The organism is Rhizobium sp. BK538, assembly GCF_014197575.1.
In the GTDB taxonomy this organism is placed as follows: domain Bacteria; phylum Pseudomonadota; class Alphaproteobacteria; order Rhizobiales; family Rhizobiaceae; genus Rhizobium.
In genome coordinates, this window is the sequence record NZ_JACIFT010000006.1 from 243,017 (window position 1) to 260,362 (window position 17,346).

The 17,346-nt window shown below is 59.7% G+C and carries 16 protein-coding genes, 1 tRNA gene and 1 pseudogene; 7 read left to right on the forward strand and 11 right to left on the reverse strand.

The window, feature by feature from the left end:
• The first annotated feature begins 2 nt into the window (after window positions 1-2).
• Window positions 3-1,376 (forward strand): glutamate--cysteine ligase, encoded by a 1,374-nt coding sequence (locus tag FHX09_RS09820; protein ID WP_132588385.1) that lies wholly within the window; start codon window positions 3-5, stop codon window positions 1,374-1,376.
• A gap of 346 nt (window positions 1,377-1,722) precedes the next feature.
• Window positions 1,723-2,586, forward strand: coding sequence for a DUF937 domain-containing protein (locus FHX09_RS09825; RefSeq protein ID WP_132588384.1), 864 nt, complete (start codon window positions 1,723-1,725; stop codon window positions 2,584-2,586).
• Between the two features lie 87 nt (window positions 2,587-2,673).
• On the opposite strand, the gene FHX09_RS09830 is transcribed toward FHX09_RS09825, so the two are convergent.
• Window positions 2,674-2,973: a DUF1127 domain-containing protein gene (locus FHX09_RS09830; protein WP_184449855.1), complete on the reverse strand. Its 300-nt coding sequence runs from the start codon at window positions 2,971-2,973 to the stop codon at window positions 2,674-2,676.
• Between the two features lie 201 nt (window positions 2,974-3,174).
• On the opposite strand from FHX09_RS09830, the gene FHX09_RS09835 reads away from it, so the two are divergent.
• Window positions 3,175-4,131, forward strand: a complete 957-nt coding sequence (locus tag FHX09_RS09835) for a LysR substrate-binding domain-containing protein (RefSeq protein WP_037083705.1) — start codon at window positions 3,175-3,177, stop codon at window positions 4,129-4,131.
• A gap of 3 nt (window positions 4,132-4,134) precedes the next feature.
• Here FHX09_RS09835 and FHX09_RS09840 read toward each other — a convergent pair whose 3' ends face one another.
• Window positions 4,135-4,767, reverse strand: a complete 633-nt coding sequence (locus FHX09_RS09840; protein ID WP_132588383.1) for a TetR family transcriptional regulator — start codon at window positions 4,765-4,767, stop codon at window positions 4,135-4,137.
• A 376-nt stretch (window positions 4,768-5,143) separates the two neighbouring features.
• Here FHX09_RS09840 and FHX09_RS09845 point away from each other — a divergent pair, with 376 nt between their 5' ends.
• The gene (locus tag FHX09_RS09845; protein ID WP_007799291.1) at window positions 5,144-6,049 is read left to right on the forward strand and encodes a hydrogen peroxide-inducible genes activator; all 906 of its coding nucleotides are present in this window, start codon (window positions 5,144-5,146) and stop codon (window positions 6,047-6,049) included.
• On the opposite strand, the gene FHX09_RS09850 is transcribed toward FHX09_RS09845, so the two are convergent.
• From FHX09_RS09850 to FHX09_RS09870, 5 genes and pseudogenes are all read right to left on the reverse strand, one after another.
• Window positions 6,050-6,925, reverse strand: a complete 876-nt coding sequence (locus tag FHX09_RS09850) for a dienelactone hydrolase family protein (RefSeq protein ID WP_132588382.1) — start codon at window positions 6,923-6,925, stop codon at window positions 6,050-6,052.
• A gap of 98 nt (window positions 6,926-7,023) precedes the next feature.
• Complete coding sequence (locus FHX09_RS09855; RefSeq protein ID WP_007799294.1) at window positions 7,024-7,446, reverse strand: MAPEG family protein; 423 nt, start codon at window positions 7,444-7,446, stop codon at window positions 7,024-7,026.
• Between the two features lie 141 nt (window positions 7,447-7,587).
• On the reverse strand, window positions 7,588-8,145 hold the full coding sequence (locus FHX09_RS09860) for a hypothetical protein (protein ID WP_132588381.1): 558 nt from the start codon (window positions 8,143-8,145) through the stop codon (window positions 7,588-7,590).
• A gap of 2 nt (window positions 8,146-8,147) precedes the next feature.
• Complete coding sequence (gene guaB, locus FHX09_RS09865) at window positions 8,148-9,632, reverse strand: IMP dehydrogenase (protein WP_007799299.1); 1,485 nt, start codon at window positions 9,630-9,632, stop codon at window positions 8,148-8,150.
• A 177-nt stretch (window positions 9,633-9,809) separates the two neighbouring features.
• A pseudogene (locus FHX09_RS09870) lies at window positions 9,810-10,734 on the reverse strand (MBL fold metallo-hydrolase).
• A gap of 318 nt (window positions 10,735-11,052) precedes the next feature.
• Here FHX09_RS09870 and FHX09_RS09875 point away from each other — a divergent pair.
• Complete coding sequence (locus FHX09_RS09875; protein ID WP_132588380.1) at window positions 11,053-12,477, forward strand: MFS transporter; 1,425 nt, start codon at window positions 11,053-11,055, stop codon at window positions 12,475-12,477.
• Between the two features lie 3 nt (window positions 12,478-12,480).
• Here the strand turns inward: FHX09_RS09875 and FHX09_RS09880 are convergent, their stop codons facing one another.
• From FHX09_RS09880 to FHX09_RS09890, 3 genes are read right to left on the reverse strand one after another with little or no spacing between them, the layout of a single operon-like run.
• Entirely contained in the window at window positions 12,481-12,864 is a 384-nt protein-coding gene (locus tag FHX09_RS09880; protein ID WP_184449858.1) for a VOC family protein, read from the reverse strand.
• Window positions 12,865-12,922: 58 nt separating this feature from the next.
• Entirely contained in the window at window positions 12,923-13,642 is a 720-nt protein-coding gene (locus FHX09_RS09885; RefSeq protein WP_007799307.1) for an RlmE family RNA methyltransferase, read from the reverse strand.
• Between the two features lie 9 nt (window positions 13,643-13,651).
• Window positions 13,652-15,196: a Ppx/GppA phosphatase family protein gene (locus tag FHX09_RS09890; protein WP_132588377.1), complete on the reverse strand. Its 1,545-nt coding sequence runs from the start codon at window positions 15,194-15,196 to the stop codon at window positions 13,652-13,654.
• A gap of 255 nt (window positions 15,197-15,451) precedes the next feature.
• Here FHX09_RS09890 and FHX09_RS09895 point away from each other — a divergent pair.
• Together FHX09_RS09895 and FHX09_RS09900 are read left to right on the forward strand one after the other, a co-directional pair.
• Window positions 15,452-15,525 (forward strand) — tRNA-Gln (locus FHX09_RS09895).
• A gap of 249 nt (window positions 15,526-15,774) precedes the next feature.
• On the forward strand, window positions 15,775-16,110 hold the full coding sequence (locus tag FHX09_RS09900; RefSeq protein ID WP_184449860.1) for a hypothetical protein: 336 nt from the start codon (window positions 15,775-15,777) through the stop codon (window positions 16,108-16,110).
• A 329-nt stretch (window positions 16,111-16,439) separates the two neighbouring features.
• Here the strand turns inward: FHX09_RS09900 and FHX09_RS09905 are convergent, their stop codons facing one another.
• Window positions 16,440-16,703, reverse strand: a complete 264-nt coding sequence (locus FHX09_RS09905) for a hypothetical protein (RefSeq protein WP_007799367.1) — start codon at window positions 16,701-16,703, stop codon at window positions 16,440-16,442.
• Window positions 16,704-17,346: the final 643 nt, after the last annotated feature.

Here is a 17,346-nt window from a genome sequence, read left to right on the forward strand (position 1 = left end):
GAATGGCTCGCGATACCACCGACCAGACGCCACTCTCTTCGGTTCAGGAGCTGACCGATTATCTTGCTGTGGGAAGCAAGCCGAAAGAAAAATTCCGCATCGGCACTGAGCATGAGAAGTTCGCCTTCTTCCGGGCCGACAATAGCCCGGTGCCGTACTTCGGTGAGGCTAGTATTTCGGCGCTGCTCAAAGGTCTGCAGCAAAAATCCGGCTGGGATCCGATCATGGATGGCGACAACATCATCGGCCTTGGCGAGCCGAAGGGGATGGGCGCCATATCGATCGAGCCCGGCGGCCAGTTCGAATTATCAGGCGCGCCGTTGGAAACGATCCACGAGACCTGCAAGGAATCGAACGCGCACCTGGCGACATTGCGCGAGATCGCTGAGCCCATGGGCATCCGCTTCCTCGGCATCGGCGGCAGCCCCAAATGGACGCTGGCCGAAACACCGGTGATGCCGAAATCCCGCTACGAGATCATGACCCGCTACATGCCGAAGGTCGGAGCCAAGGGTCTAGACATGATGTATCGCACCTGCACGATCCAGGTGAACCTCGACTTCTCCTCGGAGGCCGACATGCGCAAGAAGATGCGCGTCTCGATGAAGCTTCAGTCTCTGGCAACCGCCCTCTTTGCCTCCTCGCCCTTTACCGAAAGCAGGCTCAACGGCCTGCTCTCGTGGAGGGGCGATATCTGGCGTGACACCGATAACAACCGCTCCGGTCTGCTGGACTTCACCTTCCGCGACGACTTCGGTTTTCATGACTATGCCGAATGGGCCCTCGACGTGCCGATGTATTTCGTCGTGCGCGACGGGCATTATCACGACTGTACCCATGTTACCTTCCGGCAGTTCATGAACGGCGCACTGAAGGGCGAAATCGCCGCCTGGGAGCCGACGATGGGAGACTGGACGAACCATCTCTCGACGCTCTTCCCGGATGTGCGCATGAAGCGCTTCCTCGAGATGCGCGGCGCGGATGGTGGGCCTTGGCGGCGCATCTGCGGGTTGCCAGCCTTCTGGGTCGGGCTGCTCTATGACGAGGCGGCGCTCGAAGATGCCGATATGCTGACCAAGGACTGGACGTTCGACGAGGTCAACGCCTTGCGCGATGCTGTGCCGGCTCAGGGCTTGAGGGCAAAGTTCCGCGGGCATGAGCTCTACGAGACCGCACGTGAAGTCATCGCCGTTTCGAAGGCGGGGCTGAGGGCGCGCAACAAGCTCAACAAGGAAGGGCAGGACGAAACCATCTTCCTTTCGCCGCTCGATGAAGTCATGGCGAAGAAGGCGACCTTGGCCGAGGATCTGCTGGCGCTTTACCATGGCCGCTGGGCCGGTTCGGTAGAGCCCGTCTTCGAAGAGTATCAATACTAAGCCAGGACCTACTAAATTCATCCGTCTGTTTGACGGCATGGGATTGGGTGGAGGTAAGCAAGCGCAAGGCTTGTAGCGCCTTGGCGAGCATTGCTTGCGATCAGACGGCCCATGCCGCCTAACCCGAAGGGCGAGACGGATTTTGCCCCTGACTGCGTCGTAAAGACTTGAAAGTGGTAGGGCACTTCCGACGCCTATCCTTCTTGTCGAAATCAAAATCCGTCAGGCAGAATGGATGAATTTAGTAAGTCATGACCCTAAGCCCTTCTGCAAAAAGCGGTTTGCGCATTCCTTTTTCCGGCTATAGTGACGCAATTAAGCGTTGCGAACCGGGAAGGGGATTTCCATGTTGCCACTCTTCGACATGATAATGCAGGCCCAGAACGGCGCGGCGATGGATGCAGTCTCCAAGCAGTTCAATCTTGCCCAGGAGCAGACCGCCAAGGCGATGGCGGCGCTGATGCCGGCATTTTCCGCCGGCCTGAAGCGGAGCACCAGCAGCCCTTACGACTTTATGGGGCTGATGCAGGCGGTCGCCTCCGGCAACTATGCCAAATATTTCGAGGACATGAGCAAGGCTTTCACGCCGCAGGGGATATCGGACGGCAACAACATCCTTGCGCAGCTGTTCGGCTCCAAAGAGGTGTCGCGCGCGGTGGCTGCGCAGGCGGCCCAGGTGACGGGAATCGGACAGGAAATCTACAAACAGATGCTGCCCGTGATGGCCGATACGCTGATGGGTGGCCTGTTCAAGCAGTCGATGGGGCAGATGACGGCCCCGGTCAATCCGTTCGTCAACACGGCGATGGGCGAAACCATCCAGAAATGGCTCGAAAGTACCGGCTTCGCGCCGAAGCAGAAGCCTACCCCCGAACCAAGTATCTTCGACAACCCTTTCACCCAGGCCATGCAGCTGATGTTCGGCATGCAGAAGCCGGAGGCCGAGAAGACGGTCACTAACCCGTTTTTCGACAACCCGTTCGCAAAGACCTTTCAGGACATGATGGGCTCGCTTGGAAAGCCGGTCGAGCCGAAAGCAGCCGAAGCTCAGAAGGAGCAGGCGAAAGCGGAGACGGAAAGCTACATGGACATGCTGAACAGCATGTTCGACAGCGGGCTCGAGGTGCAGAAGAACTACCAGAAAAACATGGAAGCGATCTTCGAAACCTATATGCCTAAGACGCCTTCCTCCACGCCTCCAAAGGCATAAAAAAAACCCGGAGACGGCTGGGAGGCCGGTCACCGGGCAAGAGGCAGGGCTATTGGCTATCACCCTGCGGGGAAAACTGAGCCGGCCTTAATCCTTTCGGGACCGGAAGAGCGACTTAGGTCCACGATTGCGCGCGGAACGCGTCAGGTGTTCCGACGGATCTTCAAAGAAGGTGGACGCCAGGAACGCCGAGGTCAGATCGGCCCTGGTAAGGCCGATATCCCTCAATTGCTTGTCATCGAGATCGTGCAGCCGGTTGATCTCCATACGGTTGCGGAACACGCGCAGTACGGATGACAACGTTGCAAAGCCATTTGCGAGACGCTGGGAGAACGTCGGGGTGGTCTGGCTGCAGTCGAATTCGAGTATCCGGTCTGTCGTGCGCATGGTTGATCCTTTCATTGGCGCGCAACAACCCACCCCTCCCGCGAGTTCGAGCGGGAAGGCATCGGGTTGAAATCGGAGCGGACAGGCAGGGTGTCTGTCCTTCACTTTGCTTGATTTGCACCCCGAAGATGCCAAACACCTATTGATCAGTCCAACGAATGTTTCTAATGATTATCATCAGAGAACTTTATGGGTGAACTCATGACCGCGCCTCTTGATATTGATCAGTTGCAGACCTTCATCGCGATTGTCGATTCCGGCAGCTTCACCAAGGCCGCCGACAGGGTCTACAAGACGCAATCGGCCGTTTCCATGCAGATGCGGCGGCTGGAAGAGCGCATTGGCAAGCAGCTTTTCATCAAGGACGGCCGCGGCAACCGCCTGACCGCCGAGGGCGAAAAGCTATTGAACTATGCGCGGCGCATCATTCGCCTCAACAATGAGGCGATCGCGGCCTTCGACGACAATCGTCTCGAAGGCACGCTGCGCATCGGCACACCCGATGACTACGCCGACCGCTACATGCCGGAGATCATCGGCCGTTTCGCCAAGACACACCCGAACGTCGAGCTCTATATCGTCTGCGAGCCCTCCGTGGGTCTCGCCGAGCGCATGAATCGCGGCGAACTCGACATCGCGCTGGTGACACACAATCCGCGCGAGCGCATGTCGGATGTCGTGCGAACGGAACCGCTCTGCTGGGTCGGCTCGGCCAACCATCCCATCCGTGACGACGCGCCAGTGCCGCTCGCCGTCGGTCGTCGCGACTGCCAGTGGCGCCAGCTCGCCTGCTCTGCGCTCGATGCGGTCGGGCGCGAGCACCAGATCCTGTTCACCAGTTGGTCGTGCACTGTCGTCGCGGCCGCAGTGCTTGCCGGCATGGCCGTTTCGGTCATGCCAGAATCGGCGCTGCGTACAGGGATGAAGGTGCTGAGCCAGGCAGACGGTTTCCCTGCCCTGCCCCCTGTTCAGATCGGCATCATGAAGCGGCCGGGTGTGTCGATCTCACTGATGAACGCTATTACCGCGCATATCACCGCCTGCCTCGACAACATCACGCCCGCCGTCGTCGACGACAATCTCGAACCTGAGGTGAAGAATGCCTATGGGCGGGTGCAACCCCGCCTCAAGATCGCCAACATCGTACCGAGCTGGTAGACGTCACGCAGCAGCCGGCGAGAGGAAAGCCTTGCGGATCACGCGCTTCCACTCGTCGAGAATGCGTCTGGCAAGCGAGTCCTCGCTGACGACGGCAAGGCGGATCGAGGCCCCTAGCAGGTGGCTGAACAGATAGCTACGGGCCTGCATGTCGGCTACCGAGAGTTCCGGTGCGACGCGGCGGACCGTATCCTGGAAAATGTCCGCAATCCGCTTGCTGTGCTCGATGTTGAGGCGCAGCAGATCGTGATCGGTTTCAGTGCCCATCCAGATGCCGAGATAGGCGGCATCGTTGCGGTAGTCGTCATAGTGCCAGTCAATCATGGCGGCGAGTACCTCGAGCGCATGGTCGACGGAGTGCACAGACGCAAAGGCATCGGCTATCCGCGTCTGGATCGTCAATGCCTGGCGGTCAAAGAGAGCTTTGACGATCGCGGCCTTCTCGGGAAAATATTGATAGACGGAGCCGATCGGCACTTTGGCGGCGACGGCCAGTTCCGTCATCCGCATGGCGCTCACACCCTTCTCGGCAATGATTGCTGCAGCAGCCGACAAGATGAGGTCGAGCCTCTGAATACTGCGTTCCTGTTTCGGCTTCCGGCGGAGGCCAATACGATCCAAACTTCCGACCTTCATGTCGTTCCCATTTGTTCTATTTGAAGCGACGGAGTGGTTCATGCCGGCGCCATTTGGCCGATATGACATGCAGGTCTTCACGACTCGTAAACGAGATAGATCGGATTGTCTGGATTGGGAAAAGTATAAAAAAATCGGGGTGATACGCCCCGATTTGGCCAGCTTCCGACTGCGAACTTACTCGGCTGCCTCCGGCTCAGCACCGATCGCGGCGATCTTGTAGCCGTCCTGGACGCACGCGCGATTAGCATCCGCTTGAGCGCGCTTGAAGTGTGCCTGTTGATGATTGTCGCCCCGCACCACCGGAATGGTTGTCCATTGACCTTCGATAATCTCCAGTCGTATTCATTAAGAGATTCGATTGGAAGAAATTATCATGCTGACACTTCGACAGATGCGCTACTTCGATGCGCTGGCAACGACGCGCCATTTTGGCCGCGCCGCCGAAATGGTCCACATCAGCCAGCCCGCGCTGTCGACCCAGATCATGGAGATGGAAGAGTATCTTGGCGCCAAACTCGTCGAGCGCACTCGTCAGAATACTATTCTGACGCCGAAAGGCGAAGAGGTGCTGCACTACGCCCGCGCCATCCTGCATCAAGTCGACCTGCTCGAGCAGACGGCCCGAAAAGGCGGCGGAACACTTGAAGGTCTGATCCGGATCGGAATTATTCCCACCGTCGCGCCTTACCTCGTCCCGCAGTTCGTGCCACATCTGCGCAAGACATACCCCAGCGTCGAGGTGGAGCTACGGGAGGCGGTAACCGATCGACTGATGGCAGATCTTCTGACAGGGAAACTGGATGCCGTGATCGCGGCGTTGCCGCTCGACATCGAAGGCATCCAGACGCGGCCGCTCTTCACCGACCGCTTCTTCATGGCCGTGGCCGACAACGGCGAGGCGGTGCTGATGTCACCGCTGACCGAGCATGAGGTTAATGTGGACCGCCTCCTGCTGCTCGAGGAGGGACATTGCCTACGCGATCAGGCGCTCGCCGTCTGCAGCGCCGGCAAGCGCAGCCTTGTGAACTTCGGCGCGACGTCGATGGCGACGTTGCTGCAGATGGTGTCGCACGACATGGGCATGACGCTCATTCCTGAAATGGCCATTCCGACGGAGACCAGTCGCAATTCGATCCGCATCGTCCCGTTTGCCGACCCGCAGCCGTCGCGCGAGATCGGCCTCGCCTGGCGGCGTAGCAATCATCGTGGCAAGGAGATGGAGGCGCTGGCAGAGGCGATCATCGCTGTCGCCCCTGCCCCGCACGAATTGGCCGCCTGATCAGGCCAAGTTCTTCTTCAAGAATTCAACCGTCCTGCTCCAGGCAAGATCTGCAGCCTTCTTGTCATAGCGAGCCGACGACGTATCGTTGTTGAAGGCGTGGTTGACGCCGTCATAAACGAAGATCTGGAAGTCCTTGCCGTTCTCCTGCAGCGCCTTCTTGTAGGCATCGATGCCGGCATTGATGCGGTCGTCGAGACCGGCATAGTGCAACATCAAGGCAGCCTTGATGTTCGGCACATCGGCCGCCTGCGGCTGCGCCCCGTAATAGGCGACGCCGGCCTTCAGCTCCGGCGATTTGGTGGCGAAGTCGTTTACCAGCCCACCACCCCAGCAAAATCCGATCACGCCGACCTTGCCGTTGGAATTGTCGAGCTTGGTCAGATAGGCGAGCGTTGCCTCGGCGTTCGCCACCGTGGCGGGCCGGTCCAGCGTGCTGAACATCTCGCGGGCCTTGTCTTCGTTCTCGGGGGTGCCACCATTGGGCGAAAGGAAATCCGGCGCCAGCGCGATGAAGCCTTCCAATGCCATGCGGCGCGCAACATCACGGATATGCGGGTTGAGGCCGCGGTTCTCGTGGATCACGATCACCGCGCCGAGTTTGCCTGAAGCATCCTTCGGCTCGACCAGGTAACCCTTCATCTCGCCGGCACCGCCGGGATAGGTCACGTTTTTTGCGACCAGCCGTTTGTCGTCGGCGGCGATCATTTCCGCGCTCGCCTTATTGGCGGCGAGCATCGGCGCGATGACCGCGGCGGCGCTAGCCGAGCCAGCCAGTTTCGTCAGCTTATCCATGAAGCTGCGGCGGTCGAGTGTCAGATGCGTGTATTCGTCGTAGGCGCTAATCATCGCCTGCGTGATTTCCGGCTTGCTCATTTGGGTCCTCCTGCTCCCTACTTGTTGGCTTTCGCCTGCCGGGGAAGATAGGTCAGCCGCCGGTAACGCAGGAACAAAACTACGTTACTTCAAGTCGCTCAGCCGTTCGGGAAGGCCATCCAGACGGCAAGCCACAGCCACATGGCGCCGAGCACCACATAACCGGCTGCAAAGAGCGGGCTACGGTAACGGAGGTCGTTGCTGGTGACATGGACGAAGGCGTGCAGGTAGCGTAGCGCCACGAAAACCCAGGCAAGGACGACGGCAACGAGGTTGTCGGCCTCCGTGATATAGAGGAGGAAGCAGCACGCGTAGAAGAGCACCGGCAACTCGAACTGATTGGCGAGACAATTCTTGACGACGAGGCCTTCCGGCGGCTCGTCGCGATTTTCGCGGTAGTTCGAGCGGTGCACCTTTCCGACCTGCACCAGTTTCTGGCGGCGATAACCGAGAAGCATGTAGAGGAAATAAACCAAGGCTACGTGGGCGATTGCGGGCCAGAACATTTCGTAGCCGGTCATGCTGTCTCTTCCTTGCGGCTTTCCGTTTGATTTCCGTGCTGTAGAGGAAAAACAGCAAGGCCGCAAATGCCCGCCACAGTTCTGCGGCGGGCGCGGCGATGTCAGACTTGAGCAATGCCGCCGTCGGCCGCGGTGAGACTATCACTCGCTCTCTTCGCTATGCATCGCGCGCACGAGGGCGAAACGGGCAATGACGATCACACAGATGGCTAGACTCGCAAACTTCAGTCGCGTCATCCACGGCAATAGGTCAGCGGCCTGATCCGTCCAGGCGCTGTCTCCGAAAGCAACCAGGCTGGAGATGTTCTCGCCGTAGTCGGAAAGGCCATAGATGAAGGGAAGCGCATAGACGAGCTTGGTCAGGGAAGGACGGATCGGGCGATTGAAGTATGAGCCGCTGGGCCTCAACCTCATCAACACCAGCAGCAGAAGTGCAGTCAAAAGCGCCGGGAAGATCAGCTCGGGACCGGCATACATCGCCCGCAGCAAATTGTTGGCGATCTCGTTCTCGCCGAGGAGTCGCTGCATCCGGCCGATGGTCAATTCGTCGTAACCGGCGAAATAGATATCGAGAACCGCCTGCCCGGTCTCATGTTTGAAGGGGACGACAAAGCCGAATGTCGTCCACGCAAGCACGCCAAGGCAGATGGCCGCGAGCAGCGCGATAATCCAGAGCGGAATACGGCTGCCCGCGTTCATTGTCAGCCGCCGGCGCTCGGATAGTTGGGGCTTTCGCGGGTGATCGTGACGTCGTGGGGATGGCTTTCGCGAAGGCCAGCGCCAGAGATGCGGACGAAGGTCGCGCGCTCCTGGAACTCCTTGATATCCTTGCCGCCGACATAACCCATGGCCGCCTTGAGGCCGCCTGCAAGCTGGTGGAGGACGCCGGAGACCGGACCCTTGTAGGGAACCTGGCCTTCGATGCCCTCAGGCACGAGCTTCAGCGTGTCACGCACTTCGGCCTGGAAGTAGCGGTCTGCCGAGCCGCGCGCCATGGCGCCGACGGAGCCCATGCCACGGTAGGCTTTGAAGGAACGGCCCTGGTAGAGATAGACTTCGCCCGGGCTTTCATCGGTACCGGCAAGCAGCGAGCCGATCATGACGGCGGAAGCGCCGGATGCGATCGCCTTGGCGACGTCGCCCGAGAACTTGATGCCACCGTCCGCGATGACGGGAATGTCCTGGGCCTGGGCTGCCTCGACGGCCGACATGATGGCGGCGAGTTGGGGAACGCCGACACCGGCGACGATGCGTGTCGTGCAGATCGAGCCCGGGCCGATACCGACCTTGACGGCATCCGCACCGGCATCGATCAATGCCCTGGTGCCTTCCGATGTCGCCACGTTGCCAGCCATGACGCGCACGGAGTTGGAAAGCTTCTTTACGCGTGCCACGGCATTGAGAACGCCTTGCGAATGGCCATGGGCGGTATCGACGACCAGAAGATCGACGCCTGCCTCGATTAAGCGTTCGGCACGTTCGAAACCATCGTCACCGACGCCAACGGCAGCAGCGGCGCGCAGGCGGCCCTGCGCATCCTTGGATGCGTTCGGGTTCAGCTGCGACTTTTCAATATCCTTGACGGTGATAAGACCGACGCAGCGACCTTCGCCGTCGACCACCAGCAGCTTCTCTATGCGATGCGCATGAAGCAGACGCTTGGCTTCCTGCTGGTCGACGCTTTCCTTGACGGTGACGAGGTTCTCGCGCGTCATCAACTCGTAGATCTTCTGCTTCGGATCCGACGCGAAGCGGACGTCGCGGTTGGTCAGAATGCCGACGAGACGGCCGGACTTTTCTACGACCGGAATGCCCGAGATGCTGTAGGTCTTCATCAGGCCCAGCGCATCGGCGAGCGTCGCATCAGGGCCGATCGTCACCGGGTTGACGACCATGCCGCTTTCGAACTTCTTGACCTGGCGGACCTGCTCGGCCTGCTCGGACGGCGTCAGGTTCTTGTGGATGACGCCAAGACCGCCGGCCTGCGCCATGGCGATGGCAAGGCGGCTTTCCGTGACGGTATCCATGGCCGAAGAGATGATCGGGATGTTCAGCTCGAAATCAGTGGCGATGCGTGTTGCAACGCTCGTCTGACCGGGCAAAACCTCGGAATGACCGGGCTGCAGGAGCACGTCATCGAAGGTGAGTGCGTCCAAACCGGTGGGCGTTTCTATGATGCGAGCCATGGCCAATTTCCTTCAATTAAGAAAATGCAACGCCTCCCGGAACGAATCGTCCGCACCGGCGGTGTGCAAGGGTTGCGTTGGAAGTTGGCGAGGGCTGGTAACACGTCTATGACAGGAAGGGAATAGCAAAAAGCCCGACGTGTCCGCCGGGCTTGGTATGGCTGCCATGCAGCGACCTCACAGGTCGAACTGATAGGTCTTCGGAACGAAGCGATAGCCGTCCTCGTATGTCTCGACAAAGCCGACGGCCGGGAACGGAATGTGGTAGCCGAGGAAGGCAACCTTGTCGGCGGCGATCATGCCGAACACCTTGCGGCGCGTGGCTGCTGCCTGCGCCTTGTCCATATCGAAGCGAACCTCCCAGTCCGGTTTCTGCAGCGACAGAATATAGTGATTGGCAGTGTCACCCGTCGCCAGGAGGCGCTTGCCCTCGGATTCGACATGGGAAAACCATGTGGCCCTGCGTGTGACCCGGCGCCAGCATCGCGGTGATACCGCCTGCGACTTTGCCGCCATCGCCGATGAAGGTCGCTTTCTCTGCAAGGGGCACCACATTGGCGAGAACCGCCTTGTGGCCACCTTCGGCAGGCGTGCCCTCGCGGGCCTTATCGGTCCAGAAATCAAATTCGATCTGGCCGATGACATAACGCGCATTCTTGAAGGCCGGAGCGCCACCTTCCATCAGGCCGCCGATATGATCGCCATGCAAATGGGTCAGTGCGACCAGCGTGATGTCGTCGGGCGTATAGCCGGCAGCCTTGAGCCCCTCGCGAAGCTGGCCGCTGCCGCGGGCGCGGCCGCCTTCGCCAAAGCTGGTGTCGACGAGGATGACATCCGATCCGGTATCGATCAGCGTCGGGGCATAGGTATTAACGAATTTATCGGTCGGCAGGAAATTCTTCGCGAGCAGCTCCTGGACCGTTTCCGGCTTCTGGTTAGTCCCGAAGGTGTCAAAAGGCTTTTCGGCAATCGTGGCCCCGTCCTTGAAGACAGTAAACTTATAAGAGCCGAGCTTGAATTGATTGAACTGGGGCTGCGTCGTCGCATCCATCTTGGTCTTTTCTCCACTTGCGGCCATTGCGGCCGTCTCTCTCAAAATCATCGGCGCCGCCAGCAGGCCGATGCCCGAAGCAAACAAAGTGCGCCGTTCCCCGACGGTACTGCCATATCCAATCCTTCCAATAACGTGCGACCTCTTTACCGACACCCCCAATGACGAACCGACCGCCGCGTTTCTTGCAGCTGGTCCAAACAAACTTATGTCAATCTTGACCGTTGAAATTGCTGAGCAAGCCGTCTCACGCAGACGTGATGCAAACGTGCTTCAGAAGCGGAAAGAGAGGTTGGCAGAGCCTTTCCCGAGGACTACAGAGCACTGGCTTCCCGAGCCGCCTTCGCAAGACCTTCAAGGCATTCGCGTATGAACCGCATCGTCCCGCTGATCCTCGCCGTCGCTCTCTTCATGGAGCAGATGGACTCCACCGTCATATCGACCGCCCTGCCAGCAATCGCCAACGATCTTCACGTCGGGCCGATCACTTTGAAGCTGGCGCTGACCTCCTACATGGTGTCGCTCGCGGTCTTCATTCCGATCAGCGGCTGGATGGCGGACCGGTTCGGCGCCAAGCGCATCTTCCGCCTCGCCATCTGCGTCTTCGTCGTCGGCTCAATCTTCTGCGCAATCTCGTCTGGCCTGATCGAGTTCGTCTTCGCCCGCTTCCTGCAGGGCATGGGCGGTGCGATGATGACGCCGGTCGGTCGCCTCGTGCTTCTGAGAACGACGAAACGAAGCGAGCTTGTCTCGGCAATGGCGCTGCTGACCATTCCGGCGCTCGTCGGACCGTTGGCCGGCCCGCCGCTCGGCGGCTTCATCACCACCTATTTCACCTGGCACTGGATCTTCCTGATCAACGTGCCGGTTGGCATCATCGGCGTCTGGCTCGCAACGATCTTCCTGCCCGAGGTGGAGGCGACGGCGCCGCCGAAGCTGGATCTTATCGGCTTCCTGCTGACGTCGTTTTCGGCCGCCGGCGTCGTCTTCGGCCTTTCCGTCGTCAGCCTGCCGGCGTTGCCTCCTATTATCGGCATCACGGCGACGGCAATCGGTCTCGTCTGCGGTTTTCTCTACGTGCGCCATGCCAAACGACATCCGGCGCCGATCCTCAACCTGAACCTCTTCCGAAACCCGACCTTCCGCGCATCGACAACCGGCGGTACGCTGTTTCGCATCTGTATCGGCGCCATGCCCTTCCTGACGCCTTTGATGCTGCAGCTCGGCTTCGGCCTGACGCCCTTCCGGTCGGGTCTCATCACCTTTGCCGGCGCGATCGGCGCCATCACCACCAAGTTCATGGCTCGCCGCGTCTTCGCGGCGGCCGGCTTCCGCACCACACTGCTTTCGGCGGCAGGCGTGACGACGATCGTGACGGTCACGACCGGCTTCTTCACGCCGCAGACGCCGCACCTCGTCATCATCGCCATTCTTCTGATCGGCGGCCTTTCGCGGTCGTTCTTCTTTACCGGCGTCAACGCCCTGGCATACGCCGACATCGACGACGCGCAGGCGAGCCAGGCAACGTCGATGAGTTCGGTGATGCAGCAGATCAGCTTGGCACTGGGAGTTGCTGTTGCCGCCGCGATCCTGGAGACGTCGATCTATTTCCGCGGCGAGGCGCTGCAGGTGGCCGACTTCCACATTGCCTTCTATGTCATCGCGATCCTGACCGTCGTGGCAACCATCCCCTTCATCCGGATGGACAAGAGCGCCGGCGCTCTCGTTTCCGGCCACCGGGCAAAGCGTCTCGCCCCAGCGACGATCGAGGCGGAACAACAGGCCGTGAAGTAAGGGCTATTCCGCGTTCTCACAGACGGCGCTCAACTTGTTGCCATCCGGATCGCGGACATAAGCAGCATAGAAATTGGCATGGAACGGTCGCAATCCCGGCGCGCCTTCATCGACACCGCCAGCGGCAAGCGCTGCGGCGTGGAATGCGTCCACGTCAGCACGGCGCTCGGCATGAAGCGCGACCATCGAACCATTTCCGCTCGACGCCCGCCTGCAGTTGAATGGGGTTACGATCCAGAGCCGGCAGCGGGTATCCCCATCTGCGGCATAGCCAATTTCTTCTTCGGAGTAGCGCTGACGGCGGTAACCGAGCAGCGGCAGGACGATGTCGTAGAACCGCCTCGCCTGATCGATGTCGTTGGTTCCGAGGGTGACGTAGAGGAGCATGGTAGCCGGGCATTCCAAGTCTTGGGAGGCCGATCATCACTCAAGACCGACCCAAAGATCAAGCTTCGGGAATGTCGGGCTCCGCTTGGCGACCCTTGAAGCCTTTCGCCAGCAGGAACATTTCGACCGACTCCGCCCGCGAGGACGCCGGCTTGACGTGAACGACCTGCTTGAAATGCCGCTTCAGCATGTTGAGAAGCTCGCGTTCCGTGCCGCCCTGGAACGTCTTTGCCAGGAAGTGACCGCCCTCACCTAACACTTCGACAGCAAAGTGGGCCGCTACTTCGCAGAGGTGCATGGTGCGCAGATGGTCGGTCCGATGATGGCCGGTGGTGGGCGCCGCCATATCCGAGATTACCAAATCCGGCGTGCCGCCGACGGCCTCGATCAACTGAGCCGGTGCTGACGGATCGAGGAAGTCCAGCTGCAGGATCTTCACGCCCGGCAGTTGAGTCATCTCCAAAAAGTCGATCGCCGCGACACGGATATCCTCATCGGTCGAGCCGGTGACCTTGGCAGCGATCTGCGACCAGCTTCCGGGTGCAGCGCCAAGATCGATGATGCGACGAGCACCCTTCAAGATGTTGTGCTTCTCATCGATCTCGAGCAGCTTGAAGGCTGCGCGCGCGCGATAACCCTCGAGCTGGGCGCGCTGCACGTAGGGATCGTTGATGTGACGCTGCAGCCATTGCCGCGACGACGCCTTCATCTTCTTGTTCTTGACGCGCTGGCCGAGTTTGCGGCCGGTGCGGTTACCCGCAATGGTTGGCTTCGCCATGCTTGTCCCCTATTTGCCGCGCTGGCCGCGGCGGTTGCGGTGGCGCCGCCACACGCCGTCGTCCGCCATCATGTCCGTGAGCAGGCCTTCCCTCAAGCCGCGATCGGCAACGCGCATGCGCGGGCTCGGCCAGCGACGGCGGATCGCCTCGAGAATGGCGCAGCCTGCAAGCACCAGATCGGCGCGATCCGGCCCAATGCAGGGATTGGCAGCGCGGCTTGCGAAATCCCACGACAGCAGCTTTGCCTGCATCGCCGAGACCTCGTCATCCGAAAGCCAGATGCCATCGACCTTGCGTCTGTCATATCGCGGCAGGTCGAGATGAACGCCGGCGAGCGTCGTCACTGTTCCCGAGGTGCCGATGAGGTGGAAATCATCCGCATGACCGATGTCGATCACAGGGCAATCGAAGCGGTCAAGCATGCCTTCCACCTCCCCCACCATGCCCTCGAAGACATCCGGCGTGACATCACGTCCGCCATGGCGCTCCGAAAGCGTGACGACGCCGACGGGAAGCGAGGTCCAGTGCGTGATGTGGTTGGCGAGGCGATTGAAGCGGTTATCACCGATGCGGATGACCGCGATTTCGGAGGAGCCGCCGCCAATATCGAAGAGAACGACCGAGCGTGTCTCGCGCCCGACAAGCGACGAGCAGCCGGAGACGGCCAGCCGCGCTTCCGTCTCCCGATCGATAATCTCAAGTTCGAGCCCAGTTTCGGCAACGACACGGTCAAGGAACTGGGCGCCGTTGCTCGCCTGCCGGCAGGCCTCGGTCGCAATCAGCCGCATACGGCGGATTTCGCGGTTCTTCAGCTTTGAAGCGCAGACGCGCAGCGCATCGACGGCGCGATCCATCGCATCGTCGGAGAGGCGACCGCTTGCCGCCAGCCCCTCGCCAAGACGCACGATCCGGGAGAAGGCGTCAACGACGCGAAACTGGCCCGGTCGCGTCGGCTGGGCGATCAGCAGACGGCAATTATTGGTGCCGAGATCGAGAGCGGCATAGAGCTCGTCCGGCCACGGATGTTCGCCCGGGCTGCGCTGCCCGCCGTCGGATTGGCGTGCCGTACGATTGTCGTTCTGGCCGGTTCGCGATTCCGCAGGTCCGTTCCGTCCGGCCGGCACTGGCTGCTGCGGCTGGACCGCGTGTCCGACCGGCGGCTTTTCGTGCGCCAGCGGACGCCCCTGGAGGCCGCGCTTGCCGCGATGCTTGCGGCGATTGCGTCGGCTCGGCGCCGATTCGCTGTCGCCGGGAACGGTGCGTCCTGCGGTTGCGGAGATTTCGTTGTTTGCCCGTTGCGGCTGCTGCACGGCTTCGCCTGAAGCGCCCGCGCCACGGCGGCGACGCTTTCGCTTGCGCGCCGCGTTGCCGGCTTCAATTGGGCGCGCCGCCTCTCCGGTATCGCCGGAGAGGACATGCTGAGCGGACTGGTTCGCATTGCGGGATTGCCCGCCACGCTTGCCCTTGCGGCGCCTGGATTTCTTGCCATCCCTGCGCCCTACCGCCGACGCCCCGTTACCTTGCGGCGTTGAGCCGCCTTCGGGGTCTTCCACGTTCTTTTTCCACCGCGCCGCGCAAGTCCAAAGGTATGCAGCAGGCGCTCGTTCGATTTTGCGTTGGCGCGAAGATACCAGCGCACGGCGAAATCGCCAAATTCTTTTTGGCAGGCGGGATATTAGACCTCCCAGATGACACCAAAAACCATCCGAACGTCACGTGGATTTTTTTCGAAACAGGTATTTGCAATCCTCGATCTTTTGTTTATAAGCGCCGCACACCAGCGGAGCCGCTTCGAGCGCCGCACCTGCTGGGGAATAGTTCAATGGTAGAACAGCGGACTCTGACTCCGTCGATCTTGGTTCGAATCCAGGTTCCCCAGCCAATCAATTTCATCAATGATTTCCGGTAGATACTAATTGCGTTCAGGCAGATTTGTCTCATTGTCATGTCGCATCATGTTGCAACCTATTGCGCTTGGTTTTCAGGCATTTCAAAGAGGTAGCGGCTACTCCATGCAACATGGAATGCAACATGCGACATGACTGGCAGATTGCCTTGCGAAGCGCGGCGATCGAATATCTCGATGGGATTCGGCCGACAGCACCTGCCGGACGAATGACGAGGAGGTAAAATGCGACAACGTGATGAACCCCTCACTTCGGAGGATTTGACCGTCTGCGATGAGGTGTTGCAGCGCATCACGGAAAAGCACGCGATCAACGATCACAACACCACAGTTCATCTGGCATCGATCATCATCGAGATCTACCGGCAAGGCGTAGATGACACTGAGCAACTGGCATTGCTTGCTGGAGCATCCTGCGAAGCGATGCTTGAAATGAGGCAGCTTGGTCCTAGCTCAGATCCGGCGCCGCTCCATCGGGCCGCAAATATCAGGGGGTTGGAAAGCGACAGGATGGAAGCAGCTGATAACCAAATTCCCGGGAAATGCGGAGCGGATATTTGAGCGCTTCTAGGCGCTTTTTGTCGCGGCCGGCACTCCAAAGGACATGGCACTGTTCTCGCGAACATCAGACGACTTCCAACACGAGATTTATCTACTGTCGCCCGCTACCACAGGCTTCTCTGATGGACTCGGGGGCGAGTGGACCGACTGTAATCCTTTCGAGAATAAATGGGCCGTTTGCATGGCGAATGGCGACGTCAAGGAAACGTTTGGCATCGCCCACTGACAGCAAGCTCGGTTCGCCAAGGAACGACACGCCGGACATCATCGTGGAGATCGATCCTGACCCCGAACCGCCGATGATCTGATCGGAGGCAGGCCAGTGCGCTCTAGTCGCAAACGTTCCTGTATCGCACCACCCGATGGCCATAGCGGTATCTGTAGTATTTCTGTGTCCAGCACCGTTGGCCATAGCGATAGTCGTCATCGTCGTCATCGTATGCATAGCGTGGCGAGTAGCGATAGTACCGTGGCGCTGGTGGATCATCGTAGTAGCGAGGTCCTGCGCCATACTCAAAGTAGATCTGAGAGAATGCCGGCGACGCTGACAACGCAGTCGCGAACGCTAGCGCTGCGATAGCGAGCTTTTTCATTTTTCATTCCCATTCCGGTTTACGCATAGTCATTGGCAAGGCTGTGTCTCAAGCCTAGGATCCTTAATACGTCATTAGCGTTGTTCCTGAACATCGGACCTAAGTCCGAGATTGATCGGACTTCGGCTCGGGCGCCTTCAGGACCTTTGTCCGACTGTTCAAGCCGCCCCTGTCCTGCATAATTTGTGCTGTCCCAACCCCATCGGACACCGGAATGCTCCGGGCGCGCCCCTCGCGTGCCACACCCGGAGCCTTCCGGATCTGATAATGGTCACCGTTCCCAATTGACAGAATCGGGAATATTCTGACTATCTCCCTCTAAAGTTGCGGGAATCATAAAATTTCAACCGTTTTGCAGTTTTGCGGCAGTCCTTGTCGGACTTCTCGTCGCGCAGTCGGCGTTGGCTGAAGAGTGGATGTTACCTGAGCCAACCTGCGTCGATGTAATTGAAGCATACGTCAATACCCGCAAAGGCAGCGAATACCGCGAGTTGATTTACCAACCCATGAAGAGCGGGAAATTAAGAGAATACGATCCGGCGAGCTCGGTCGTGTCTCCGTATCTGAATGGAGATTAAATGCGTGACCAACGTTGAAAAGCTGAAAGCGCGCCGCCTCGAGCTTCAATTCGAGATCGACCGCG

Excerpts from the sequence above, each read along its gene's own strand:
- FHX09_RS09860 (WP_132588381.1), bottom strand. The coding sequence starts at position 8,145 with ATGAACGCGGGCAGCCGTATTCCGCTCTGGATTATCGCGCTGCTCGCG.
- FHX09_RS09900 (WP_184449860.1), top strand. The coding sequence starts at position 15,775 with ATGCGACAACGTGATGAACCCCTCACTTCGGAGGATTTGACCGTCTGC.
- FHX09_RS09905 (WP_007799367.1), bottom strand. The coding sequence starts at position 16,703 with ATGAAAAAGCTCGCTATCGCAGCGCTAGCGTTCGCGACTGCGTTGTCA.
- FHX09_RS09830 (WP_184449855.1), bottom strand. The coding sequence starts at position 2,973 with ATGCGCACGACAGACCGGATACTCGAATTCGACTGCAGCCAGACCACC.
- FHX09_RS09850 (WP_132588382.1), bottom strand. The coding sequence starts at position 6,925 with ATGAGCAAGCCGGAAATCACGCAGGCGATGATTAGCGCCTACGACGAA.
- FHX09_RS09885 (WP_007799307.1), bottom strand. The coding sequence starts at position 13,642 with ATGGCGAAGCCAACCATTGCGGGTAACCGCACCGGCCGCAAACTCGGC.
- FHX09_RS09875 (WP_132588380.1), top strand. The coding sequence starts at position 11,053 with ATGAACCGCATCGTCCCGCTGATCCTCGCCGTCGCTCTCTTCATGGAG.
- FHX09_RS09880 (WP_184449858.1), bottom strand. The coding sequence starts at position 12,864 with ATGCTCCTCTACGTCACCCTCGGAACCAACGACATCGATCAGGCGAGG.
- FHX09_RS09835 (WP_037083705.1), top strand. The coding sequence starts at position 3,175 with ATGACCGCGCCTCTTGATATTGATCAGTTGCAGACCTTCATCGCGATT.
- FHX09_RS09855 (WP_007799294.1), bottom strand. The coding sequence starts at position 7,446 with ATGACCGGCTACGAAATGTTCTGGCCCGCAATCGCCCACGTAGCCTTG.
- guaB (WP_007799299.1), bottom strand. The coding sequence starts at position 9,632 with ATGGCTCGCATCATAGAAACGCCCACCGGTTTGGACGCACTCACCTTC.
- FHX09_RS09845 (WP_007799291.1), top strand. The coding sequence starts at position 5,144 with ATGCTGACACTTCGACAGATGCGCTACTTCGATGCGCTGGCAACGACG.
- FHX09_RS09840 (WP_132588383.1), bottom strand. The coding sequence starts at position 4,767 with ATGAAGGTCGGAAGTTTGGATCGTATTGGCCTCCGCCGGAAGCCGAAA.
- FHX09_RS09820 (WP_132588385.1), top strand. The coding sequence starts at position 3 with ATGGCTCGCGATACCACCGACCAGACGCCACTCTCTTCGGTTCAGGAG.
- FHX09_RS09825 (WP_132588384.1), top strand. The coding sequence starts at position 1,723 with ATGTTGCCACTCTTCGACATGATAATGCAGGCCCAGAACGGCGCGGCG.